General features: G+C 70.0%; 18 protein-coding genes and 2 tRNA genes. 11 read left to right on the top strand and 9 right to left on the bottom strand.

Annotated features, from left to right (window positions below; all coding sequences use genetic code 11):
* Window positions 1-24 precede the first annotated feature (24 nt).
* The 3 genes from BGO46_RS07550 (at window position 25) to BGO46_RS07540 (ending at window position 2752) form a co-directional block, all read left to right on the top strand.
* On the top strand, window positions 25-519 hold the full coding sequence (locus BGO46_RS07550; protein WP_366246804.1) for a hypothetical protein: 495 nt from the start codon (window positions 25-27) through the stop codon (window positions 517-519).
* A gap of 77 nt (window positions 520-596) precedes the next feature.
* Window positions 597-2276, top strand: a complete 1680-nt coding sequence (gene ettA, locus BGO46_RS07545; RefSeq protein WP_292676197.1) for an energy-dependent translational throttle protein EttA — start codon at window positions 597-599, stop codon at window positions 2274-2276.
* On the top strand, window positions 2276-2752 hold the full coding sequence (locus BGO46_RS07540; protein ID WP_292676199.1) for a thioesterase family protein: 477 nt from the start codon (window positions 2276-2278) through the stop codon (window positions 2750-2752). Before ettA ends, BGO46_RS07540 begins: the two co-directional genes overlap by 1 nt.
* A gap of 14 nt (window positions 2753-2766) precedes the next feature.
* On the opposite strand, the gene BGO46_RS07535 is transcribed toward BGO46_RS07540, so the two are convergent.
* Window positions 2767-3612, bottom strand: coding sequence for an acyl-CoA thioesterase II (locus tag BGO46_RS07535; RefSeq protein WP_292676502.1), 846 nt, complete (start codon window positions 3610-3612; stop codon window positions 2767-2769).
* 96 nt (window positions 3613-3708) lie between these two features.
* Between BGO46_RS07535 and BGO46_RS07530 the strand changes: the two genes are divergently transcribed.
* Window positions 3709-4380, top strand: coding sequence for a hypothetical protein (locus tag BGO46_RS07530; RefSeq protein WP_292676201.1), 672 nt, complete (start codon window positions 3709-3711; stop codon window positions 4378-4380).
* A gap of 74 nt (window positions 4381-4454) precedes the next feature.
* Here BGO46_RS07530 and BGO46_RS07525 read toward each other — a convergent pair whose 3' ends face one another.
* The 6 genes from BGO46_RS07525 to BGO46_RS07500 all read right to left on the bottom strand — a co-directional run bounded on the left by BGO46_RS07525 (window position 4455) and on the right by BGO46_RS07500 (window position 12578).
* Window positions 4455-6125 carry an FAD-binding dehydrogenase gene (locus BGO46_RS07525; protein ID WP_292676204.1) on the bottom strand — a complete coding sequence of 557 codons (1671 nt, stop codon included), beginning with the start codon at window positions 6123-6125 and terminating at the stop codon, window positions 4455-4457.
* Window positions 6126-6167: 42 nt separating this feature from the next.
* The gene (locus tag BGO46_RS07520; RefSeq protein WP_292676206.1) at window positions 6168-6638 is read right to left on the bottom strand and encodes a globin; all 471 of its coding nucleotides are present in this window, start codon (window positions 6636-6638) and stop codon (window positions 6168-6170) included.
* Complete coding sequence (locus BGO46_RS07515) at window positions 6635-7726, bottom strand: mechanosensitive ion channel domain-containing protein (RefSeq protein ID WP_292676209.1); 1092 nt, start codon at window positions 7724-7726, stop codon at window positions 6635-6637. The genes BGO46_RS07520 and BGO46_RS07515 overlap by 4 nt, the downstream gene beginning before the upstream one ends.
* 179 nt (window positions 7727-7905) lie before the next feature.
* A complete protein-coding gene (pepN, locus tag BGO46_RS07510; protein WP_292676212.1) occupies window positions 7906-10452 on the bottom strand; it encodes an aminopeptidase N in 2547 nt (848 codons plus the stop codon).
* Window positions 10453-10527: 75 nt separating this feature from the next.
* Complete coding sequence (locus tag BGO46_RS07505) at window positions 10528-12216, bottom strand: SulP family inorganic anion transporter (protein WP_292676215.1); 1689 nt, start codon at window positions 12214-12216, stop codon at window positions 10528-10530.
* A complete protein-coding gene (locus tag BGO46_RS07500; RefSeq protein WP_292676218.1) occupies window positions 12213-12578 on the bottom strand; it encodes a metalloregulator ArsR/SmtB family transcription factor in 366 nt (121 codons plus the stop codon). Before BGO46_RS07500 ends, BGO46_RS07505 begins: the two co-directional genes overlap by 4 nt.
* 57 nt (window positions 12579-12635) lie before the next feature.
* Between BGO46_RS07500 and BGO46_RS07495 the strand changes: the two genes are divergently transcribed.
* Genes BGO46_RS07495 through BGO46_RS07480 form a run of 4 tightly spaced genes read left to right on the top strand, consistent with a single transcriptional unit; the run spans window position 12636 to window position 16399 of the window.
* The gene (locus tag BGO46_RS07495; protein WP_292676221.1) at window positions 12636-13178 is read left to right on the top strand and encodes a ribose-5-phosphate isomerase; all 543 of its coding nucleotides are present in this window, start codon (window positions 12636-12638) and stop codon (window positions 13176-13178) included.
* Window positions 13178-14182, top strand: a complete 1005-nt coding sequence (locus BGO46_RS07490; RefSeq protein ID WP_292676224.1) for a DNA-formamidopyrimidine glycosylase family protein — start codon at window positions 13178-13180, stop codon at window positions 14180-14182. Before BGO46_RS07495 ends, BGO46_RS07490 begins: the two co-directional genes overlap by 1 nt.
* A 40-nt stretch (window positions 14183-14222) precedes the next feature.
* On the top strand, window positions 14223-14885 hold the full coding sequence (locus tag BGO46_RS07485; RefSeq protein WP_292676227.1) for an FMN-binding negative transcriptional regulator: 663 nt from the start codon (window positions 14223-14225) through the stop codon (window positions 14883-14885).
* A 50-nt stretch (window positions 14886-14935) separates the two neighbouring features.
* On the top strand, window positions 14936-16399 hold the full coding sequence (locus tag BGO46_RS07480; protein WP_292676504.1) for an amidohydrolase family protein: 1464 nt from the start codon (window positions 14936-14938) through the stop codon (window positions 16397-16399).
* 114 nt (window positions 16400-16513) lie between these two features.
* Here the strand turns inward: BGO46_RS07480 and BGO46_RS07475 are convergent, their stop codons facing one another.
* Window positions 16514-16999: a DNA starvation/stationary phase protection protein gene (locus BGO46_RS07475; protein ID WP_292676229.1), complete on the bottom strand. Its 486-nt coding sequence runs from the start codon at window positions 16997-16999 to the stop codon at window positions 16514-16516.
* A gap of 179 nt (window positions 17000-17178) precedes the next feature.
* Between BGO46_RS07475 and BGO46_RS07470 the strand changes: the two genes are divergently transcribed.
* A complete protein-coding gene (locus tag BGO46_RS07470) occupies window positions 17179-17715 on the top strand; it encodes a gamma carbonic anhydrase family protein (protein WP_292676232.1) in 537 nt (178 codons plus the stop codon).
* Between the two features lie 184 nt (window positions 17716-17899).
* Here BGO46_RS07470 and BGO46_RS07465 read toward each other — a convergent pair.
* Window positions 17900-17973, bottom strand: a tRNA-Gly gene (locus BGO46_RS07465).
* Window positions 17974-18099: 126 nt separating this feature from the next.
* Between BGO46_RS07465 and BGO46_RS07460 the strand changes: the two genes are divergently transcribed.
* Together BGO46_RS07460 and tig are read left to right on the top strand one after the other, a co-directional pair.
* A tRNA-Pro gene (locus BGO46_RS07460) sits at window positions 18100-18173 on the top strand.
* Window positions 18174-18245: 72 nt separating this feature from the next.
* The gene (tig, locus tag BGO46_RS07455) at window positions 18246-19772 is read left to right on the top strand and encodes a trigger factor (RefSeq protein ID WP_292676234.1); all 1527 of its coding nucleotides are present in this window, start codon (window positions 18246-18248) and stop codon (window positions 19770-19772) included.
* Window positions 19773-19856: the final 84 nt, after the last annotated feature.

Below are 19856 nucleotides of genomic sequence, written 5' to 3'. Positions count from 1 at the left end.
GTGCGACCGTTTTAGACTCGACGGGTGCGCCGATCCGATCTGTCCTCGTCTCGACCCCTCGTGATGACGCTTCTCGTCATCGGCGCACTCGTGTTCGCCGGCTGCACCCCGACGACCGAGCCGACTTCGTCGCCGACCGCGTCGGTTTCGCAGCCGAGCGCGACGCCCACGCCGACAGCGACCAGTGCGGTGCTCGTCCCCGACGGAACGGCGGCCGACAACCTGCCGCTGTTCACCGAGGTGATGAACGCCGTTGCCGCGACGGATGCCAGCGTGCAGGGCCGCGCCTACATCGACGCGCTCGTGACGGCGGGCTTCCCGAAGGACGCGATGGAGGTCACGCAGGATCTCACGACGGTGGGCAACGCCGCCGACTCGATCCAATTCTCGGTGCGGTGGGCAGGCGAGTGCCTCGTCGGCCAGGTCGGCCCGTCGGTCGCCGTACCGACGGCGCTGGTGCTGCCGCTCACACCGACGGGCACGTGCCTCGTCGGGCAGACGCGCGCCATCGACTGGTGAGCCCCATCGACTGAGCCCCATCGACTGGTGAGCTGAAGGCATCCGTTCGGCTGGGTGCCCCGTAGACTGGGGCCGTTATGGCCGAATACATCTACTCCATGGTCCGCGCCCGCAAGGCAGTGGGCGAGAAGCTGATCCTCGACGACGTCACGATGTCGTTCCTGCCGGGCGCGAAGATCGGCATGGTCGGTCCGAACGGCGCCGGTAAGTCCACGATCCTGAAGATCATGGCGGGCCTGGACACCCCCTCCAACGGCGAGGCGAAGCTCACACCGGGCTTCACCGTCGGCATCCTCATGCAGGAACCCGAGCTCGACGAGACCAAGACCGTGCTGGAGAACATCCAGGACGGCGTCGCGATCAAGGGCAAGCTCGACCGGTTCAACGAGATCTCCGCGCAGATGGCCGATCCCGACGCCGACTTCGACGCGCTGCTGGCTGAGATGGGTGTGCTGCAGGAAGAGATCGACGCGGCCGACGGCTGGGACCTCGACTCGCAGCTCGAGCAGGCCATGGACGCGTTGCGCACGCCTCCGGGCGACGAGCCCGTGACCAAGCTCTCCGGTGGTGAGCGCCGCCGCGTCGCCCTCGCGAAGCTGCTGCTGCAGAAGCCCGACCTCCTCCTGCTCGACGAGCCCACCAACCACCTCGATGCCGAGAGCGTGCTCTGGCTCGAGCAGCACCTGCAGTCGTACAAGGGCGCGGTCATCGCGATCACCCACGACCGGTACTTCCTCGACAACGTCGCAGAGTGGATCGCCGAGGTCGACCGCGGCCGGCTCATCGGCTACGAGGGCAACTACTCGACCTACCTCGAGAAGAAGGCCGAGCGCCTCGACATCCAGGGCAAGAAGGATGCCAAGCTCGCCAAGCGCCTCAAGGACGAACTCGAGTGGGTGCGCTCTTCTGCCAAGGGCCGTCAGACGAAGTCGAAGGCACGTCTGGCCCGCTACGAAGAGATGGCGGCCGAGGCCGAGCGCACGCGCAAGCTCGACTTCGAAGAGATCCAGATCCCCGCGGGCCCGCGCCTGGGCAGCGTCGTGATCGAGGCGAAGAAGCTCAAGAAGGGCTTCGGCGACCGCTCGCTCATCGACGGCCTGAGCTTCAGCCTGCCGCCGAACGGCATCGTCGGTGTGATCGGCCCGAACGGCGTCGGAAAGACGACCCTGTTCAAGACGATCGTCGGTCTCGAGCCGCTCGACGGTGGCGACCTGAAGGTCGGCGAGACCGTCAAGATCAGCTACGTCGACCAGAGCCGTGCCAACATCGACCCGAACAAGACGCTGTGGGAGGTCGTCTCCGACGGCCTCGACATCATCACGGTCGGCAAGACCGAGATCCCCTCGCGCGCCTACGTCTCGAAGTTCGGCTTCAAGGGGCCCGACCAGCAGAAGAAGGCAGGCGTGCTCTCCGGTGGTGAGCGCAACCGTCTCAACCTCGCGCTGACGCTCAAGGAGGGCGGCAACCTGCTGCTCCTCGACGAGCCGACCAACGACCTCGACGTCGAAACCCTGAGCTCGCTCGAGAACGCGCTGCTCGAGTTCCCCGGCTGCGCCGTCGTCATCACGCACGACCGGTGGTTCCTCGACCGCATCGCGACGCACATCCTCGCCTATGAGGGCACCGATGAAGAGCCCGACCAGTGGTACTGGTTCGAGGGCAACTTCGAGGCGTACGAGGCGAACAAGATCGAGCGCCTCGGTCCGGATGCCGCGAACCCGCACCGCTCGACCCACCGCAAGCTGACGCGCGACTGATGTCCCGAAGCCGGATCCACGTCCCGATCCACCTGCGGTGGGGCGATCTCGATGCGTTCAACCACGTCAACAACGCCACGATGCTCAAGCTCCTCGAAGAGGCGCGCGTGCGCGTGTTCTGGAGCCCCGTCGCGGGGGAGGATGCCCCCGACACCGCGGTGCTCGAGACGGGGCTGGATGCCGGTGAGCTGACGCTCATCGCGCACCAGGAGATCGAGTACCTCGCGCCGGTACCCTACCGGCGTGAGCCGCTCGACGTGCAGATGTGGTTCAGCAAGCTCGGCGGATCCAGCGTCGAGGTCTGCTACGAGGTGTTCAGCCCGACCAGCGACGAGGCGCAGAAGCTGTACGCCCGGGCATCCTCGTCGGTGGTCCTCGTCGATGCGCAGTCGTTCCGGCCGATCCGACTGAGCGACCGGATGCGCGCCGCGTGGCAGCCGTATCTCGGCGAAGCCGTCGAGTTCCGTCGCCACTGATCCGTCGGCGCTGATCAGTCGGCGTCGGGCACGCGCACCATGATCTCCTGCGCGACGGAGGCGACGAGCACGCCGTCACGCGTGAAGATCCGACCGGTGGCCAGGCCCCGGCCGCCGCGGGCGCTGGGCGATTCCTGCGCGTAGAGCAGCCACTCGTCGACGCGCGCGGGGCGGTGCCACCACATCGCGTGGTCGAGGCTGGCGACCTTCAGGCCCGCCTGCGCCCACGGCACGCCGTGCGCGCGCAGCACCGACTCCTGGATCGTCAGGTCGCTCAGGTACGCGAGCACCGCGCGGTGCACGGCGAGGTCGTCGCCGATCGGGCGGCGCGTGCGCACCCACACGTTCTGGTGCGGCACGTGCTCGCCGGGCACGGCGTCGTAGATCGCGCCGTCGGCGTGCACGACCTCGATCGCGCTGCCGGCGAGCAGTCGCCGCGACAGCGGGTGCTCGGCGCCCGCGAACGCGTGCGCGCGCGCCTCGTCGGGCGAGAGCACGCCCTCCGGCGCGGTCGCCTGGTGGTCCAGACCCGGGTCTTCGTGCTCGAACGAGGCGATCATCGAGAAGATCGGGACGCCCTGCTGGTAGGCCTGCGTGCGCCGCGTCGAGAAAGACCGGCCGTCGTGGATGCGGTCGACCGACAGCGTGATGCCCTGCGATGCGTCGCCCGGGCGCAGGAAGTACCCGTGCATCGAATGCGGGACGCGATCGTCGGCGGTCGTCCGGTCGGCGGCGATGATCGCCTGCGCGAGCACCTGGCCGCCGAAGATGCGGCCCGACGGCATCGCCTGCGACGATCCGGTGAAGATGTCCTCCGTCGTGCGCGCGGCACTCGAATCGAGGTCGAGCACGTCGAGCATCCGCGCGACAGGATCCGGGTTCTGCTCCGTGCCCGTCGTCTCGCTCACCGTGCTCCTGTCCGCCGCGTGCGTGGTCCGCTTGGTAGTTTAGGGCGGATGTCGCAACGCCTGCTCTTCCCCGACGCCCCGACCGCCTCCGACGTTCTCGTCTTCGCCCAGCGTGCCGCGCGCCTCGGCGACGGCGCGCTGCGCGTGAAGGCGCAGGGCGGCGCGCTCGTGCTGACATCTGCGCCGCTCGCGCCGCGGACGCTGCTCGAGGCGACGCCGACGATCCTGGGCATGCGGATCGTGCGCGTGGACCCCGAACTCGTGTGCGACCTTGTCGTCGACGCGTCGACGCTGCAGGCTTCGGCCGATCCGCTCGCCCTGACGCTGCCCGAGACAGCCGTGACGGCGACGTGGGCGGGTGTGTCGCCGCCGCGCGCGGGTTGGTCGGCAGACGGCGAGCTCGCGGCATCCGACCTCGCCTCGCGCGCCCAGTGGGGCATCGCCGCCGTCGCCGAGCAGGTGCCTACGGATGCCGGTGAGGATGCCGTCCACGCCGTCCGCTCGGCCGTGTGGGGAGCCCCCGACGATGCGCTCGCACAGCTGCCTCGAGGCGTCGCCTTCGCCGCGTTCGCACTCGGGTTCATCGGCGGGCAGGAGTCCGCCGTGATCCGCCGCAACGGGCCGTGGACGCGCGTGAGCCTCACGCGCGGGCACGTCCTCACCCGCGACACCGTCCGGTCGGGACTCACGACCGTGCGCGCGACCGGCCCCGCGGCCTGACCGCCCGGCGTGCGGCGGCCTGACCGACCGCTACACGGCGCCTGACCGCCAGGAGCCCGACAGACGGCCTGTGGTCAGACGGCGGCCGCTGCCGCGCGGCCGGCGACCCGACCCGAGAACAGGCATCCACCGACGAACGTGCCCTCCAGCGCCCGGTAGCCGTGCACGCCGCCGCCGCCGAAGCCTGAGGCCTCGCCGGCCGCATACAGTCCCGGCACGGGGGCGCCGCCCACGCCGAGAGCGCGACCGGACAGGTCGGTCTCGATGCCGCCGAGCGACTTGCGGGTAAGCACGTGCAGCTTCACCGCGATCAGCGGACCCGCGGCGGGATCGAGGATCTTGTGCGGCGTCGCCGTGCGGATCAGCTTGTCGCCGCGATACGCGCGGGCCGAGCGCAGCATCGCGATCTGGGCATCCTTCGTGAAGTCGTTGTCCATCTCGCGATCGCGGGCCTCGACCTCGAACCGTACGCGAGCCGGGTCGAGCACGTCACCGCCGGGCAGCGCGCGCATCCCGTCGATGAGGTCGTCGAGCGTGCGACGGACGATGAAGTCGGCGCCGTGGTCGAGGAACGCCTGCACGGGACCTGCCGCACCCTTGCCGAGGCGGGATTTCAGCAGCAGGGGCAGGTCTTTGCCGGTCAAGTCGGGGTTCTGCTCGCTGCCCGAGAGGGTGAACTCCTTCTCGATGATCTGCTGCGACAGCACGAACCACGAGTGGTCGTACCCGGTCTGGCGCAGGTGTGCGAGCGTGCCCAGCGTGTCGAAACCGGGGAACAGCGGCACGGGCAGGCGGGCGCCCGTGGCATCCAGCCAGATCGACGACGGTCCGGGCAGAATGCGGATGCCATGCTGCGGCCACACCGGATCCCAGTTCTGGATGCCTTCGACGTAGTGCCACATGCGGTCGCCGTTGATCAGGTGCGCGCCGGCGGCGGCCGACACGGGCTGCATCGATCCGTCGACATAGGCGGGCACGCCCGTGACCATGTGCTCGGGCGGCGTGCCGAGGCGCTCGGGCCACTGCGCGCGGACGAGCTCGTGGTTGCCGCCGATGCCGCCCGAGGCCACGATCGTGGCCGCCGCCGTGATCTCGAAGGCTCCGACGACCTCGCGCGAGGTCGCGACGCCGCGCGCGGCACCGGACGGCGCGAGGATGTCTCCGGTAGCTCCGGTGACGGTGCCGTCGGTCACCGTGAGGCTCGCGACCTTGTGGCGGGGCAGGATCGTGAGACGACCTTCGCCTTCGGCACGCTCGACCGCGGCCTGGAACGGTGCGACGAGCCCGGGGCCGGTGCCCCACGTGATGTGGAACCGCGGCACCGAGTTGCCGGGTCCGGTCGCGGTGTAGCCGCCCCGCTCGGCCCAGCCGACGACGGGGAAGAACCCGACGCCCTTCTCGCGCAGCCACGCGCGCTTCTCGCCGTGCGCGAAGTTCAAGTACGCCTCGGCCCACTGGCGTGGCCAATGGTCCTCGTCACGGTCGAACCCGGCCGTCGCGAACCAGTCCTGCCGGGCGAGTTCGAGCGAATCCGAGATGCCGAATCGACGCTGCTCGGGAGAGTCGATGAACAGCAGCCCGCCGAACGACCAGAACGCCTGCCCGCCGAGATTCGGCCGAGGCTCCTGGTCGACGATGATGACGCTCTTGCCAGCGGATGCCGCTTCACTTGCCGCGACGAGACCGGCCAGCCCCCATCCGATGACGAGCACGTCGGCGCGGTGGTGAGTGGTGGGTGCAGGCATGTGACGACTCCTTCGTCGTTTGGCGGGCGCGGGGTGATGGGGTCAGTCGGTCTCAGGGTGCAACGGCAGGTGCGCGGAGGCTGCTGGGGGTGTCGGGCCGATGCCCGCCGGCTCGAAGGTGTTCACCATCGCGTGTGCGGCGCGCTCGAGATAGTCCCACAGGGTGGCCTCGTGCAGCGGCGACAGGCCGAGCTCGTCGACGGCGGTGCGCATGTGGGCGAGCCAGCGGTCGCGGGCCGCCGGGTCGACGTGGAAGGGCTGATGGCGCAGCCGCAGCCGCGGGTGGCCGCGCTGCTGGCTGTATGTCGTGGGGCCGCCCCAGTACTGCTCCAGGAAGAGCGTCAGCCGCTCCGCGGCGGGGCCGAGATCTTCCTCGGGGTACATCGGGCGCAGCAGTTCGTCGTCGGCGACGCCGCGGTAGAAGACATCGACGAGGCGCACGAACGTGTCGTGGCCACCGACCTCGTCGTAGAAGCTGCTCGGCGGGGTGTCTGCCGATGAGGCATCCGTCATGTCGTCTCCTCTTCGGAATCGCTCTCCGATGCCTGCGCGCCCTTCTTCGTGCCGGTCGACTTCGGCTTCCACACGGGGTTCGCGTCGGCGGTGGTGATCGGCTTCGTCTTGGGCGGATTGGCGCCGCGCACTCGCTGGGCGCCCTCGAGACCCGAAAGGGTGATCGTGTTCATGGCGGGCAGGGTGATATCCATCTCGTCCATCGCGTGCTTGAGGCGCATGCGCAGTTCGCGAGCGACGTCGTCCTTCGCGTTGGCGCGCGTCTTCATCACGAGGCGGATGACGAGGGCGTCGCCCGTGATCGACTCGAGCCCCCAGACCTCGGGCTGCTCGATCACCCGCGAACGCCACTTCGGGTCGGTGAAGACGCTCTTGGCGGCGTGGTGCATGGCCTTCTCGACGGCACGGATGTCGGCGTCGACGGGGACGGCGAGGTCGATGATGACGCGCGACCAGCCCTGCGACATGTTGCCGATGCGGGTGATCTCGCCGTTGCGCACGTACCAGAGCGTGCCGTTGACGTCGCGCACGTGCGTCACCCGGATCGCCACGTACTCGACGACGCCGGTCGCCAGGCCCAGGTCGACGACGTCGCCGATGCCGATCTGGTCTTCGGCGACGATGAAGATGCCGTTGAGCACGTCTTTGACGATGTTCTGCGCGCCGAAGCCGAGGCCCGCGCCGATCGCGGCCGTCAGCAGCGTCAGGGAACTGAGGATGTCCTTGTTGACGACGAACACGATCAGCATGGTCGCGATGATCACGATCGCGACGTTGACGATGTTCTGCAGGATCGATCCGAGCGTGCGCGTGCGCTGCACGACGCGGACGCTCGCGAGCGGTGAGCGCTCGAGCGCCTGTGTGTCGTCGACGTTGGCCTTGCTCTTCGCGCCTTCGACGATGCGCTTGACGACGCGCCGGATCACGAGCCGCAGCAGCCACGCCAGCAGGATCGCGCCGACGACGATCCCCGCGACCGACAGCAGCTTCAGGCCGGCGTCTCCGAGCCACGCGAGGATGCTCGCCCACACGTCGGGGTCGACGATGGCGGGCGTGTCGCCCGAGCTGCTGTCGGTGAAGATCTGCATCCCCACGATCCTAGTTACGGATGCCGATGCGGCGGCTGAGCATCGCCGGACGGCGTCGCACCGCGGGTCGGGATGGCAGCAGTGGCGGCCTCCGCGCCCGGGAGTCCGCCACAACTGCCAGGCGAAGGATGCCGGCTCAGGGACCAGGGCCCCGGGCGCTTCGACGAGCTCAGCGGGTGTTACTGCGCGTCGCGCTCCTGCACGGCAAGGGCGCGCTCGACGCCCGCGACGTTCTCCTTCACGAGACGCTGCAGGGCCGCGGGTGCGTCGGCGTTCGCCTGCAGCCACGCGCGCGTTGCGTCGCGCAGCGCGGTGTTGGCGAGCGGCGCCGGATAGAGCCCCGTGATCAGGTAGTTCGCGATCTGGTAGGTGCGGCCGTTCCAGATCGGCAGCAGCATGTCGAAGTACGGGGCGACGAACGCCTCGAGCGCCTCGACGCCGGCCGGGTGCACGAATCCGAGCGCGGCCGAGCGCACGACCGTGTTCGGCAGATCGGCCGAGTCGATCAGCGACGACCAGGATGCCTGCTTGTCGGCGACCGTCGGCAGTGCCGCCTTGGCCTGCGCGGCGAACTCGCCGCCCTTGGCGGTGTTGTCGGCGGCGAGGGCGGCGTCGATGTCGGCGGTCGTGACGAGCCCACCCGCGGCGAGCGACACGAGCAGCGCCCACGACAGGTCGGCGTCGATCTCCAGACCCTCGAGCGCGATCGCGCCGTCACGCAGGGTGCGCACGACCTCCCACTGCGTGGGCGTCGCGGCGGCGCTCGCGAACGTCGTCACGAACTGCAGCTGGCTGTCGCTGCCGGCATCCGCCGCCTGCGCCAGCGCCCACAGACCGTCGGCGACCTTCGTGCGCGTCGCGTCACGCTTCTCGGGCGACACGTACGCGTTCGCGGCGAGCTGCAGCTGCGCGAGCGTCGTGCGCACGGTCGTCGATTCGGTCTCGGCGCCGATGTTGCTCAGCACGAGGTCGACGTAGTCCGAAGCGGATGCCTCGGCGTCACGGGTCTGGTCCCATGCGGCACCCCACACGAGCGACCGCGCGAGCGGGTCGCTGATCTTTCCGAGGTGGGCGATCGCGGTCTGCAGCGAGCGGTCGTCGAGGCGGATCTTCGCGTAGGCGAGGTCTTCGTCGTTGAGCAGCACGAGGTCGGGGCGAGCGAGACCCACGAGCTCGGGCACCTCGGTCAGGTCGCCGTCGACGTCGAGCTCGACGTGGTGCGTGCGCACCAGGGCGTCGCCCTCGAGGTTGTAGAAGCCGACACCGAGACGGTGCGGGCGGATCGTCGGGTAGTCGGCGGGAGCGGTCTGGACGATCGCGAAGCGCGTGAGCTTTCCGTCGGCGTCCGTCTTCAGCTCGGGGGAGAGGGTGTTCACTCCGGCCGTCTCGAGCCACTTCTTCGACCAGGTGGTCAGTTCGCGGCCGCTCGTGGCCTCGAGCTCGACGAGCAGGTCGGCAAGCTCGGTGTTGCCCCACGCGTGCTTGCGGAAGTACGCGCCGACACCGCCGAAGAACGCGTCGATGCCGACCCAGGCGGCAAGCTGCTTGAGCACCGAGCCGCCCTTCGCGTACGTGATGCCGTCGAAGTTGACCTGCACGTCGTCGAGGTCGTTGATCTCGGCGAAGACGGGGTGGGTCGAGGGCAGCTGGTCCTGGCGGTAGGCCCAGGTCTTCTCCATCGCGTTGAAGGTCGTCCACGCCTCGGTCCACTCGGTGGCCTCGGCGGTCGCGATGGTCGACGCCCACTCGGCGAACGACTCGTTGAGCCAGAGGTCGTTCCACCACTTCATCGTGACGAGGTCGCCGAACCACATGTGCGCCAGCTCGTGCAGGATCGTGACGACGCGGCGCTCCTTGACGGCGTCGGTGACCTTCGAGCGGAACACGTACGTCTCGGTGAACGTGACGGCGCCCGCGTTCTCCATCGCGCCCGCGTTGAACTCGGGGACGAACAGCTGGTCGTACTTCGCGAACGGGTACGGGACGCCGAACTTCTCTTCGTAGTACGCGAAGCCCTCGCGCGTCTTGTCGAAGATGTAGTCGGCGTCGAGGTGCTGCCACAGGCTCTTGCGGCCGTAGACGCCGAGCGGGATGACCCGGCCCGACGCGCTCGTCAGCTCAGAGAACGTCTGCTCGTACGGGCCGGCGACGATCGCCGTGATGTACGACGAGATGCGCGGGGTGGGCTCGAACGCCCACGTCGCGATGCCCTCGCGCGTCGAGACGGGCTCGGGCGTGGGGGAGTTGGAGACGACCTTCCACGCCGACGGCGCGGTGACGGTGAAGGCGAACGTCGCCTTCAGGTCAGGCTGCTCGAAGACGGCGAACACGCGCCGCGAGTCGGGCACCTCGAACTGCGAGTACAGGTACACCTCGCCGTCGACCGGGTCGACGAAGCGGTGCAGGCCCTCACCGGTGTTGGTGTACAGGCAGTCGGCGTCGACGACGAGCTCGTTGGTCTCGGCGAGGTCGTCGAGCGCGATGCGCGAATCGGCGAACACCGTCGCGGCATCGAGCGACCGGCCGTTGAGCGTGATCTCGCGCACCTCGCCGGCGATCAGGTCGATGAACGTCGACGCGCCCGCGGCGGCGGTGAAGCGGACGACGGTGCGCGATCCGAAGACCTCGGCGCCCTTCGTCAGGTCGAGGGCGACGTCGTACGACTGCGTGTCGACGATCGCGCGGCGCTCCTGCGCCTCGATGCGGGTGAGGTTCTCTCCAGGCACTGCGGGACTCCCGTGGGTGAGGGGTGTGGGCTGTCGCAGACCGGCGCTGCTGGCGCCGACGGCAACTCTGCAAGCCTACGCGGTCGACGATTCGCGGCGCACGTGACTGCGCGCGTGCTCGATCGCGGGCGGCAGCTCGGTGAACAAGTGGTTGTGGTGGCGCAGCGAGTCGAGCACGCCGACCGTGCGGAAGAGGTCTTCGTGGCGGGGCTGCACGCCCTTGATGAGCACCGTGATGCCGCGCCGCTCGAGCGCCTGCACGATGTCGCCGAGCATGCGGGCACCGGTCGCGTCGACGAGTTCGAGTTGGCTCATGCGCAGGATGACGACGGAGACGTCGCGGATGCCCTCGACCTGCGCGAACACGCGGTCGGCCGCCGTGAAGAACAGGGGGCCTTCGAAATGCAGGATCGCGATGCGTTCGTCGCCGGGCTGCGGGTCGCCGGTCAGCGGATCGCGGCGGACCGCGGATGCCCGGGAGAGGCTGCGCAGCGCGAAGACTCCGGCGAAGACGACGCCGATGATGACGGCGACGATAAGGTCGAACGAAACGGTGATGAGGGCTGTCGCGACAAACGCCGTGGCATCCGCCTTCGTCGACCGCAGGATCGCCCGCACCGTGTCGATGTGCACCATGCGCACGGCTGTCATCATCAGGACGCCCGAGAGCGCCGCGAGCGGGATCTGCCCGACCGGTCCGGCGACGGCCAGCACGACGAGCAGCAGCACGATGGCGTGTGTCACGGAGGCCAGGCGGGTGCGTCCGCCCGAGCGCACGTTGACGGCGGTGCGCGCGATCGCGCCCGTCGCGGGCATCCCGCCGAACAGCGATGAGCCGATGGATGCCAGACCCTGACCGACGAGCTCGCGGTCGGGGTCGTACGTGCCGGTGTCGGCGAGAGCGGATGCCACGCGCGCCGACAGCAGCGATTCGATCGCGGCGAGGGCGGCGACCGTCACGGCGGGCACCAAGAGTGCGCTGAGGGTCTCGAAGTCGAGCGTCGGCAGCGCCGGCGCGGGCAGCGTCGAGGGGAGCACGCCGATGCGGGCGAGCGGGCTCAGCAGCACGAGCGTCAGCACCGTGACCACGATGATCCCGACGAGCGACCCGGGGATCGCGCGGTGGATGCGCGGCGCGCCCAGCATGCAGGCCGCGACGATCGCGACGGCGCCGAGCGCCCACAGCAGATAGACGGGGTCGAGGTGCGCGAAGGACTGCACGGCGGCGACGATCGCGTTCGAGCTGTGCTCGGATGCCGCTGCCGTGTGCGGCGACACGAGCGCGGGGATCTGCTGGGCGAAGATGATGACGCCGATGCCGACCGTGAACCCCTCGATGACGGGCCACGGGATGTACGACACCGCACGGCCCAGCCGCAGCACGCCGGCGACCACGACGATGATCCCGGCCAGCAGGCTCACGGCCGCGACGGCTCCGACGCCGTGCGACGCGACGATGGGGACGAGCACGACGACCATCGCCCCGGTCGGACCGGAGACCTGCACGTGCGAACCGCCGAAGACAGCCGCGATGAGCCCGGCGACGACGGCGGTGACCAGGCCCGCCTCGGCGCTGAGCCCCGAGCTGACGCCGAACCCGAGGGCCAGGGGCAGCGCGACGATGCCGACGGTCAGACCGGCGAGCAGGTCACCGCGCCATGTGCGGCGCAGCTGTGCGTAGTCGGCGCGCGCGGGTAGCAGCGCGCGCAGCGACGCGAGGGCGCTGCGGCGCGGGGCGGTGGGCAGAGACCCGGTCATCGTCATGCCGTCTCCGCGATCGCGGGCAGGTCGAGGGCGTCGCGCAGCAGTTCGCCGTCGGTCGCCAGCACGCCGAGCAGCAGCTCGCGCGCGGCGGCGAGTAGCCGTGCGACGGCGGGGTCGCTCAGGCGGTAGTAGACGTGGCTGCCGCGCCGTTCGGAGGTGACGAGCCGGTGCCGGCGCAGCACCGCGAGGTGCTGGGACAGGTGGGATGCCTCGAGGCCCGTCGCCGACTGCAGGTCGGCGACACTGCTTTCAGCCGACGCGGCGAGCAGCTCGAGGATGCGGATGCGGAACGGATGCGCGAGGCCCTTGAAGAGGTTCGCCTTCACCTCATACAGGGGCCGCTGACGCTGACTGAATGGCATGATGGAATCATCATATCGTGAGGTTCCACCGGCGCGGCGGATCCCTAGGATGGACGCATGCGCATCCACATCGCGACCGATCACGCGGGGCTCGAGTTCTCCACCCAGCTGCAGCAGCACCTGGCCGCGCAGGGACACGACGTCGTGGACCACGGCCCCATCTCATACGACCCGCTCGACGACTACCCGGCCTTCTGCATCCGTGCCGCCCAGGCGGTCGTGCGCGACCAGGCCGCCGGTATCGAGACGCTCGGCATCGTGTTCGGCGGTTCGGGCAACGGCGAGCAGATCGCGGCCAACAAGGTCACGGGCATCCGCGCCGCCCTCGTGTGGAACCTTTCCACGGCTGAACTCGCGCGCGAGCACAACGACGCCAACGTCATCGCGATCGGCGCGCGTCAGCACACGTTCGAAGAGGCCGTGACCTTCATCGACCGCTTCATCGAGACGCCGTTCTCGGGCGAGGAGCGCCACGCGCGCCGCATCGCGCAGCTCGCGGCGTACGAGGCTGACGGCTCGCTACAGCCCGACCCGCGCGCCACGGGCCCCGCGGTACTCGGCGGCGAGTCGGCGGACGCGATCGACCCCGAAGCCGGCTGATGCCCGAGGGGCATTCCGTCCATCGCATCGCGCGCCAGTTCGACCGCAACGTCGTGGGGCGCGCGGTCGAGGCATCCAGCCCGCAGGGCCGTTTCGCCGAGGGTGCTGCGGTGCTCTCCGGCCGTGAGGCTCAGCGCGTGCGTGCCGTGGGCAAGCAGATGTTCCTCGAGTTCGAGGGCGACCTGTGGCTGCGGGTGCACCTGGGGATGTACGGTGCGTGGGACTTCGCCGGCGAGATCATCGTCGACCCGACGATCGCCTCCGCCAACGGGCGGATGGGGCAGACCAATCAGCGCGGCACCGACCTGGACGCCGCGCCGGTGCTGGATGCCGCGGGCGAGAACTCGCTCACGTCGATAGGGGCCCCGCGGAAGGCCCGCGGTCACGTGCGGATGAGCGAGCAGACCCGCGACCTCGACGACGCCGCCATCGACGAGTGGCCGCCGCCGGTCGTCGGGCAGGTGCGCCTGCGGCTGTTGACCGAGACCACGTGCGCCGACCTGCGCGGCCCGACCGCGTGCGAGCTGCAGACGCCAGACGAGGTGGCGGCGACGATCGCGAAGCTCGGGCCCGATCCGCTCGTCGATGACCTGGCCGAGGGCGAGGAGCGGTTCACCGCGACGGTGCGGCGCAAGCCGACGCCGATCGGGCTGCTGCTGATGGACCAGAGTGTCGTGAGCGGCATCGGCAACGTGTACCGCGCCGAGCTGCTGTACCGCGCGCTGCTCGACCCGCACACGCCCGGCAAGCTCGTGCCCGAAGAGGTCGTGCGGGAGATCTGGCGCGATTGGACGCGACTGCTGCAGATCGGCGTCGAGACCGGTCAGATGATGACCATGGATGACCTCGACCCCGAGGCCTACCGGCGGGCGATGGCGCACCGCGACGATCGTCACTGGGTGTACCACCGCGCCGGGCTGCCCTGCCGCGTCTGCGGCACCGAGATCGTGCTCGAAGAGATGGCGTCGCGCAAGCTGTACTGGTGCCCGTCGTGTCAGAAGTAGCCGCGCCGCTGCGGCCTGGAACCGAACTGGAGGTCGACCGGTGAGACAGAACCCGAGCTTCGCGATGACCGACGTGGCAGAATTGCGCCGCGTCATCGACCAGAATCCCTGGATGACGCTCGTCAGCGCCACCGACGACGGACTCGTCGCCTCGCACTACGCCGTGCTGCTGGACGAAGACCGCGACGACCTGTCGATCGTCGGGCACGTCGGCAAGCCCGACGACGCGATCCACGGGATGGGGGAGCGCGAGCTCCTGGTCATCGTGCAGGGGCCGCACGGGTACATCTCGCCCGGTTGGTACGACGACGGCCCGAACGTGCCGACGTGGAACTTCGTGTCGGTGCACCTCAGCGGCATCCCCGAAGTGCTCACCGCCGAGGAGAACCTGCGGGTGCTCGATCGCCTCGTCGCGCGGTTCGAGCAGTCGATGCCGCAGCCGCGGCTGATGTGGGAGCCGCCGAACGACGAGGACTACGTGCGGCGCCTCGAGCGCGGCACGGTCGGGTTCCGCCTGACCCCGACGAAGGTGGTCGCCAAGCGCAAGCTCAGCCAGAACAAGACCGACGAGGTCGTCGACACGATCATCGCGGAACTCGAGGCGGGCAGCGGCCCGTACGCCGACCCGCGTCTGCCCGGCGAGATGCGTCGCGCCCACGAGGCGCTGCGCGCCGCTCGCGCGGCGCACGGAGCCGGCTCTTGAGCGGTCGCTCCTCGGCCCGCGCAGAGCGTGGCGCGGTCGCCGACGTGATCGTGAACGCGCGACTCACCGGCGGCGACCGCCTCGACCCGTTCGGTGACGACGTCGTCGACGTGCACCTGGCGGGCGGACGCATCACCGACATCGCGCCCGCGCGCGCCCTGCCGCGCACCGGGGTCGTCGTCGACGCGGCCGGCGGCTGGGTGCTGCCGGGGCTCTGGGACCACCACGTGCACACCGTGCAGTGGGCGCTCGTCGCGCAGCGCGAGCCGCTGGGAGAGTCGGCCTCCGCCGCCCAGGCGGCGGGGCTCATGGGGCGCGCACCCGTCCTCAGCGACGGCCGGCGGATCGGCACGGGCTTCCGCGACGCGCTGTGGGCGGATGCCCCCACGCTCGCGATGCTCGACGAGGTCACGGGAGACGTGCCCACCTACCTCATCAACGCGGACGTGCACAGCGTGTGGCTGAACTCGGCGGCGTTCCGGCGCGAAGGGATGCCCGTCGAGGCATCCGGCTTCCTGCGCGAAGAGCCGGCGTTCGAGATCTCGCGGCGACTCAACGCGGCCGACCCCGCCGTCGGCGATCGGCTCGTCGGCGACACGCTGCAGGCGGCCGCGGCCCGCGGGATCGTCGGCGTCGTCGACTTCGACATGGCCTGGAACGCCGAAGCGTGGGCGCGCCGCCTCGACGCCGGGTTCGACACGACCCGCATCCGCTTCGGCATCTACCCCGCCCAGCTCGAGCGGGCGCTGGCCGCGGGCCTGCAGACGGGCGACGCGCTGGATGCCGCGGGCCTCGTGCGCGTCGGCGCGTTCAAGCTCATCACCGATGGGTCGCTCGGTACGCGCACGGCGGCGACGTCGCACCCCTACCCCGGCGATCCGCACAACCACGGACTGCTGACGATCGCGCCCGACGAGTTGCTCGAACTGATGACGGCGGCCACCGGTGGCGGGCTCGCCTGCGCCGTCCACGCGATCGGTGACGTCGCGAACTCGCACGCCCTCGACGCGTTCGCCGCCACCGGTGCGACCGGGACGATCGAGCACGCGCAGTTGGTCGCCCACGCCGACATTCCGCGCTTTGCGCGCCTCGGCGTGAGCGCGAGCGTGCAGCCCGAGCACGCGATCGACGACCGCGACCTGACCGACTCGATCTGGGCGACCCAGACGGCGATCCCGTATCCGCTGCGCGCGCTCGCCGACGCCGGCGCGACCTTGCTATTCGGCTCGGATGCGCCTGTCGCGCCGCTCGACCCGTGGGCAGCGATGGCCGCGGCGATCCACCGGACGCGCGACGGCCGGCCCGCGTGGCATCCGGAACAGGGCGTGGATGCCGCGACGGCGCTGGCCGCGTCAACGGCCGAGGGATCGCATGCGCGCACGTCGCTCATGCCCGGTGATACTGCCGACCTGATCGTTGTCGACCGCGACCCGCTCACCGCCGACGAGCCCGCGCTGCGGGCGACCGGGGTGGCGGCGACGCTTCTCGAGGGACGGCTCACGCACGTGGCGTGAGGTGGGGCGCCGCCCGCGCGCGGCGGCTTTGGCGGGCGATCCTTCACGGGCCGCAGACAGACGGATGCCCCGGGCGCTCGGCCCGGGGCATCCGTCTGTGTCAGTGTCTGTGCGTCACGCGGCGAGGTGCGCGGAGAGGAACCAGCGGTCCTTCTCGAGGCCTGCCTTGATCGCAATCGCGACGTCCTGGCTGGTGAGGTCGCTCTCATCGAGCCCGTCGATCGCGGCCTGGACGTCGGCGATGACGGCATCCATGTCGGCGACGACCGCGGTGATCTCGTCCTGCCACTGCGTGAAGCCGGCGGGGACGGCGGTCGGGTTGGTCTTCTCGGCGACCGTGCCCAGGCGGGCGTCGATCGGCAGGCCGAGGGCGACGATGCGCTCTGCGGCGAGGTCGGCGAAGCCCTGCGCGTGGTCGACGACAGAGTCCAGCAGCTCGTGGATCGCGATGAAGTTCGCGCCGCGCACGTTCCAGTGCGCCTGCTTGCCGTTGACGGCCAGGGCCTGCAGGCCGAGGACGACGGGCGTGAGGAACTGGGCGGTGCCGGCGGATGCCTCGGGGCTCGTTGCCGTCATCGAAATCGTCTGCGTCTTGGTCATTTCTCTGCTCCTCCACTGGGGCCATTCGTGCCCCGTTGAAGACAACGCTACTCAGCCGGAACAATTCCGCAAGCAAGCAAAGGCTGGGCTTACAGGGCTGATCGGAGGCGGAAATCGGGGCTCTTCAGCGGCCGTCGCCTGGGTACGCTCGGGGCATCCGCGCGGGTACGCTCGGGGGCATGACGATCGCCGATGACGCCTCGATCCTGACCGTTGCGGGCCACACGCCGCAGCTTGATCCCACCGCCTTCGTCGCGCCCGGAGCGCGCGTGATCGGCGACGTGATTCTGGAGGAGGGATCCAGCGTCTGGTACAACGCCGTCGTGCGCGGCGACAGTGCGTCGATCACGCTCGGAGCGGGTAGCAACCTGCAGGACAACGTCTCGGTACACGTCGACTCGGCTTCGCCCGTGGTCATCGGCCGCGACGTCTCGGTCGGCCACAACGCCGTCGTCCACGGCTGCACGATCGGCGACGGGTCGCTCATCGGCATGGGCAGTGTGGTGCTCTCCGGCGCGGTCATCGGCGCCGGATGCCTCGTCGCCGGGGGAGCGGTCGTGCTCGAGGGCACTGTCGTCCCCGACGGATCGCTTGTCGCCGGGGTGCCCGCAAAGGTGCGGCGTGCACTGACAGAGGGCGAGCGTGCAGGCATCCTGCACAATGCCCAGATCTATCGCGAGCACTCCGCGAACCACGCCGGTGCGTCGCCCGCGTGACGGCGCGCGTGGCTGCGCCGCGGCTGCGCTGTTGCGCTGCCAGAAATAGGTGGCGCAAATGACCACCTCGCGGGTGCTGAGCTAGGCATTCGCACCACCTTTTTGCCGAAGGTGCAGGATGCCCGTGCCTCCGGCATCCATGCAAATGTCCCCGCGCCCGGCCTGCGGCCGACCACGGGGACATTGGAGGGGATGACGGGAATCGAACCCGCGCCATCAGTTTGGAAGACTGAGGCTCTACCATTGAGCTACATCCCCGGGCGTTCTCTCCCGAGTACCGACCCATCGTAATACACAGTCGCACGCGCTCGTCTCGCGGTGCGCCCGGTGAGGTCGGCTAGACTGATCCGAGCCGGTTTTCGACGCGCGCTCGCGTGCGCGCTCCGGGGCGTAGCTCAGTTTGGTAGAGCGCCCGCTTTGGGAGCGGGAGGCCGCAGGTTCAAATCCTGTCGCCCCGACACATCGGCCCCACAGACCCCAGACCCACGGACGTGCATGCGCGCGGCCGAACAAGAGGAGAACGAACAGGCATGGTCACCAGCACCGTCGAGAAGCTCGGCCCCACCCGGGTGAAGCTGCACATCTCGGTCACGCCCGAAGAGCTGAAGCCGAGCATCGCGCACGCCTACGAGCACATCGCGCAGGACATCCAGATCCCCGGCTTCCGCAAGGGCAAGGTCCCCGCGCCGATCATCGACCAGCGCGTCGGCCGTGGCGCCGTCATCGAGCACGCGGTCAGCGAGGGCCTGGACGGCTTCTACCGCGAGGCCGTCACCGCCAACGAGGTGCGCACCGTCGGCCGCCCGGCCGCGGAGGTCATCGAGTGGCCGAACGAGAAGGACTTCTCCGGCGACCTCAAGGTCGAGGTCGAGGTCGACGTCCGTCCCGAGTTCGACCTGCCCGAGCTCGCCGACCTCACCGTCGAGATCGACGCCGTCGAGACCGACGACGCCGCCATCGACGCCGAGCTCGACCGCCTGCGCGCCCGCTTCGGCACGCTCGTCACGGTCGACCGCCCCGCCGCGACCGGCGATTTCGTCGAGCTGAACCTCGTCGCCACGATCGACGGCAACGAGATCGACCGCGCCGAGGGCGTCTCGTACGAGGTCGGCTCGGGCGAACTGCTCGAGGGCATCGACGAGGCCATCGACTCGCTGACCGCCGGTGAGGACACCACGTTCCGCTCGAAGCTCGTCGGCGGCGACCACGCCGGCGACGAGGCCGAGGTCTCGGTCACCGTCACGGCTGTCAAGGAGCGCGAGCTGCCGGACGCCGACGACGACTTCGCCCAGATCGCCAGTGAGTTCGACACCATCGCCGAGCTGCGCGAGAGCCTGGTCGCCCGCGTCAGCGAGCAGTCGGTGTTCGTGCAGGGTGCCGCCGCGCGCGACAAGCTGATCGAGGCCCTCATCGAGAAGATCGACATCCCCGTCCCGGCGCAGCTGGTCGAAGACGAGGTGCACCAGCACCTCGAGGGTGAGGGTCGTCTCGAGGACGACGTCCACCGCGCCGAGGTCACCGAGGCCAGCGAGAAGCAGTTCCGCACCCAGATGATCCTCGACAAGCTCGCCGAGGCGCACGATGTGCAGGTCTCGCAGGACGAACTGACGCAGTACCTCATCCAGTCGGCTGCGCAGTACGGCATGGCTCCGCAGGAGTTCGTCGACGCGCTGCAGCAGGGCAACCAGCTGCCCGCCATGGTCGGCGAGGTCGCCCGCAACAAGGCGCTCGCGATCGCGCTCGGCAAGGTCACGGTCGTCGACACCAACGGCAAGGCGGTCGACCTGACCGGCTTCGTCGCCGTCGACGACGAGGACGAGACCGAAGAGGCCCCCGCGGCTGAGGCTGCCGCCGAAGAGGCTGCCGCTGACGAGGCTCCGGCCGAGAAGAAGCCTGCGGCCAAGAAGGCCCCGGCCCGCAAGCCCGCCGCGAAGAAGGCTGCTGCCGACGAGGCGCCCGCCGACGACGCTGCCGCCGAGCCCGCAGCGGAGAAGAAGCCCGCCGCCCGCAAGCCGGCCGCGCGCAAGGCTCCCGCGAAGAAGGCCGACGCCGAGTAAGACGCGTCGAATCGACAGGGGTCGGATGCCTCGGCATCCGGCCCTTCGTCGTTCTCGGGCCGGCGTCGCCGACACGCTCTCCGC

The sequence above is a fragment of the Microbacterium sp. 70-16 genome (assembly GCF_001898315.1).
Lineage (GTDB): Bacteria > Actinomycetota > Actinomycetes > Actinomycetales > Microbacteriaceae > Microbacterium.
The sequence above is the reverse complement of the archived record's forward strand: the minus strand, read 5'-3'. Positions and strand labels throughout refer to the sequence as shown.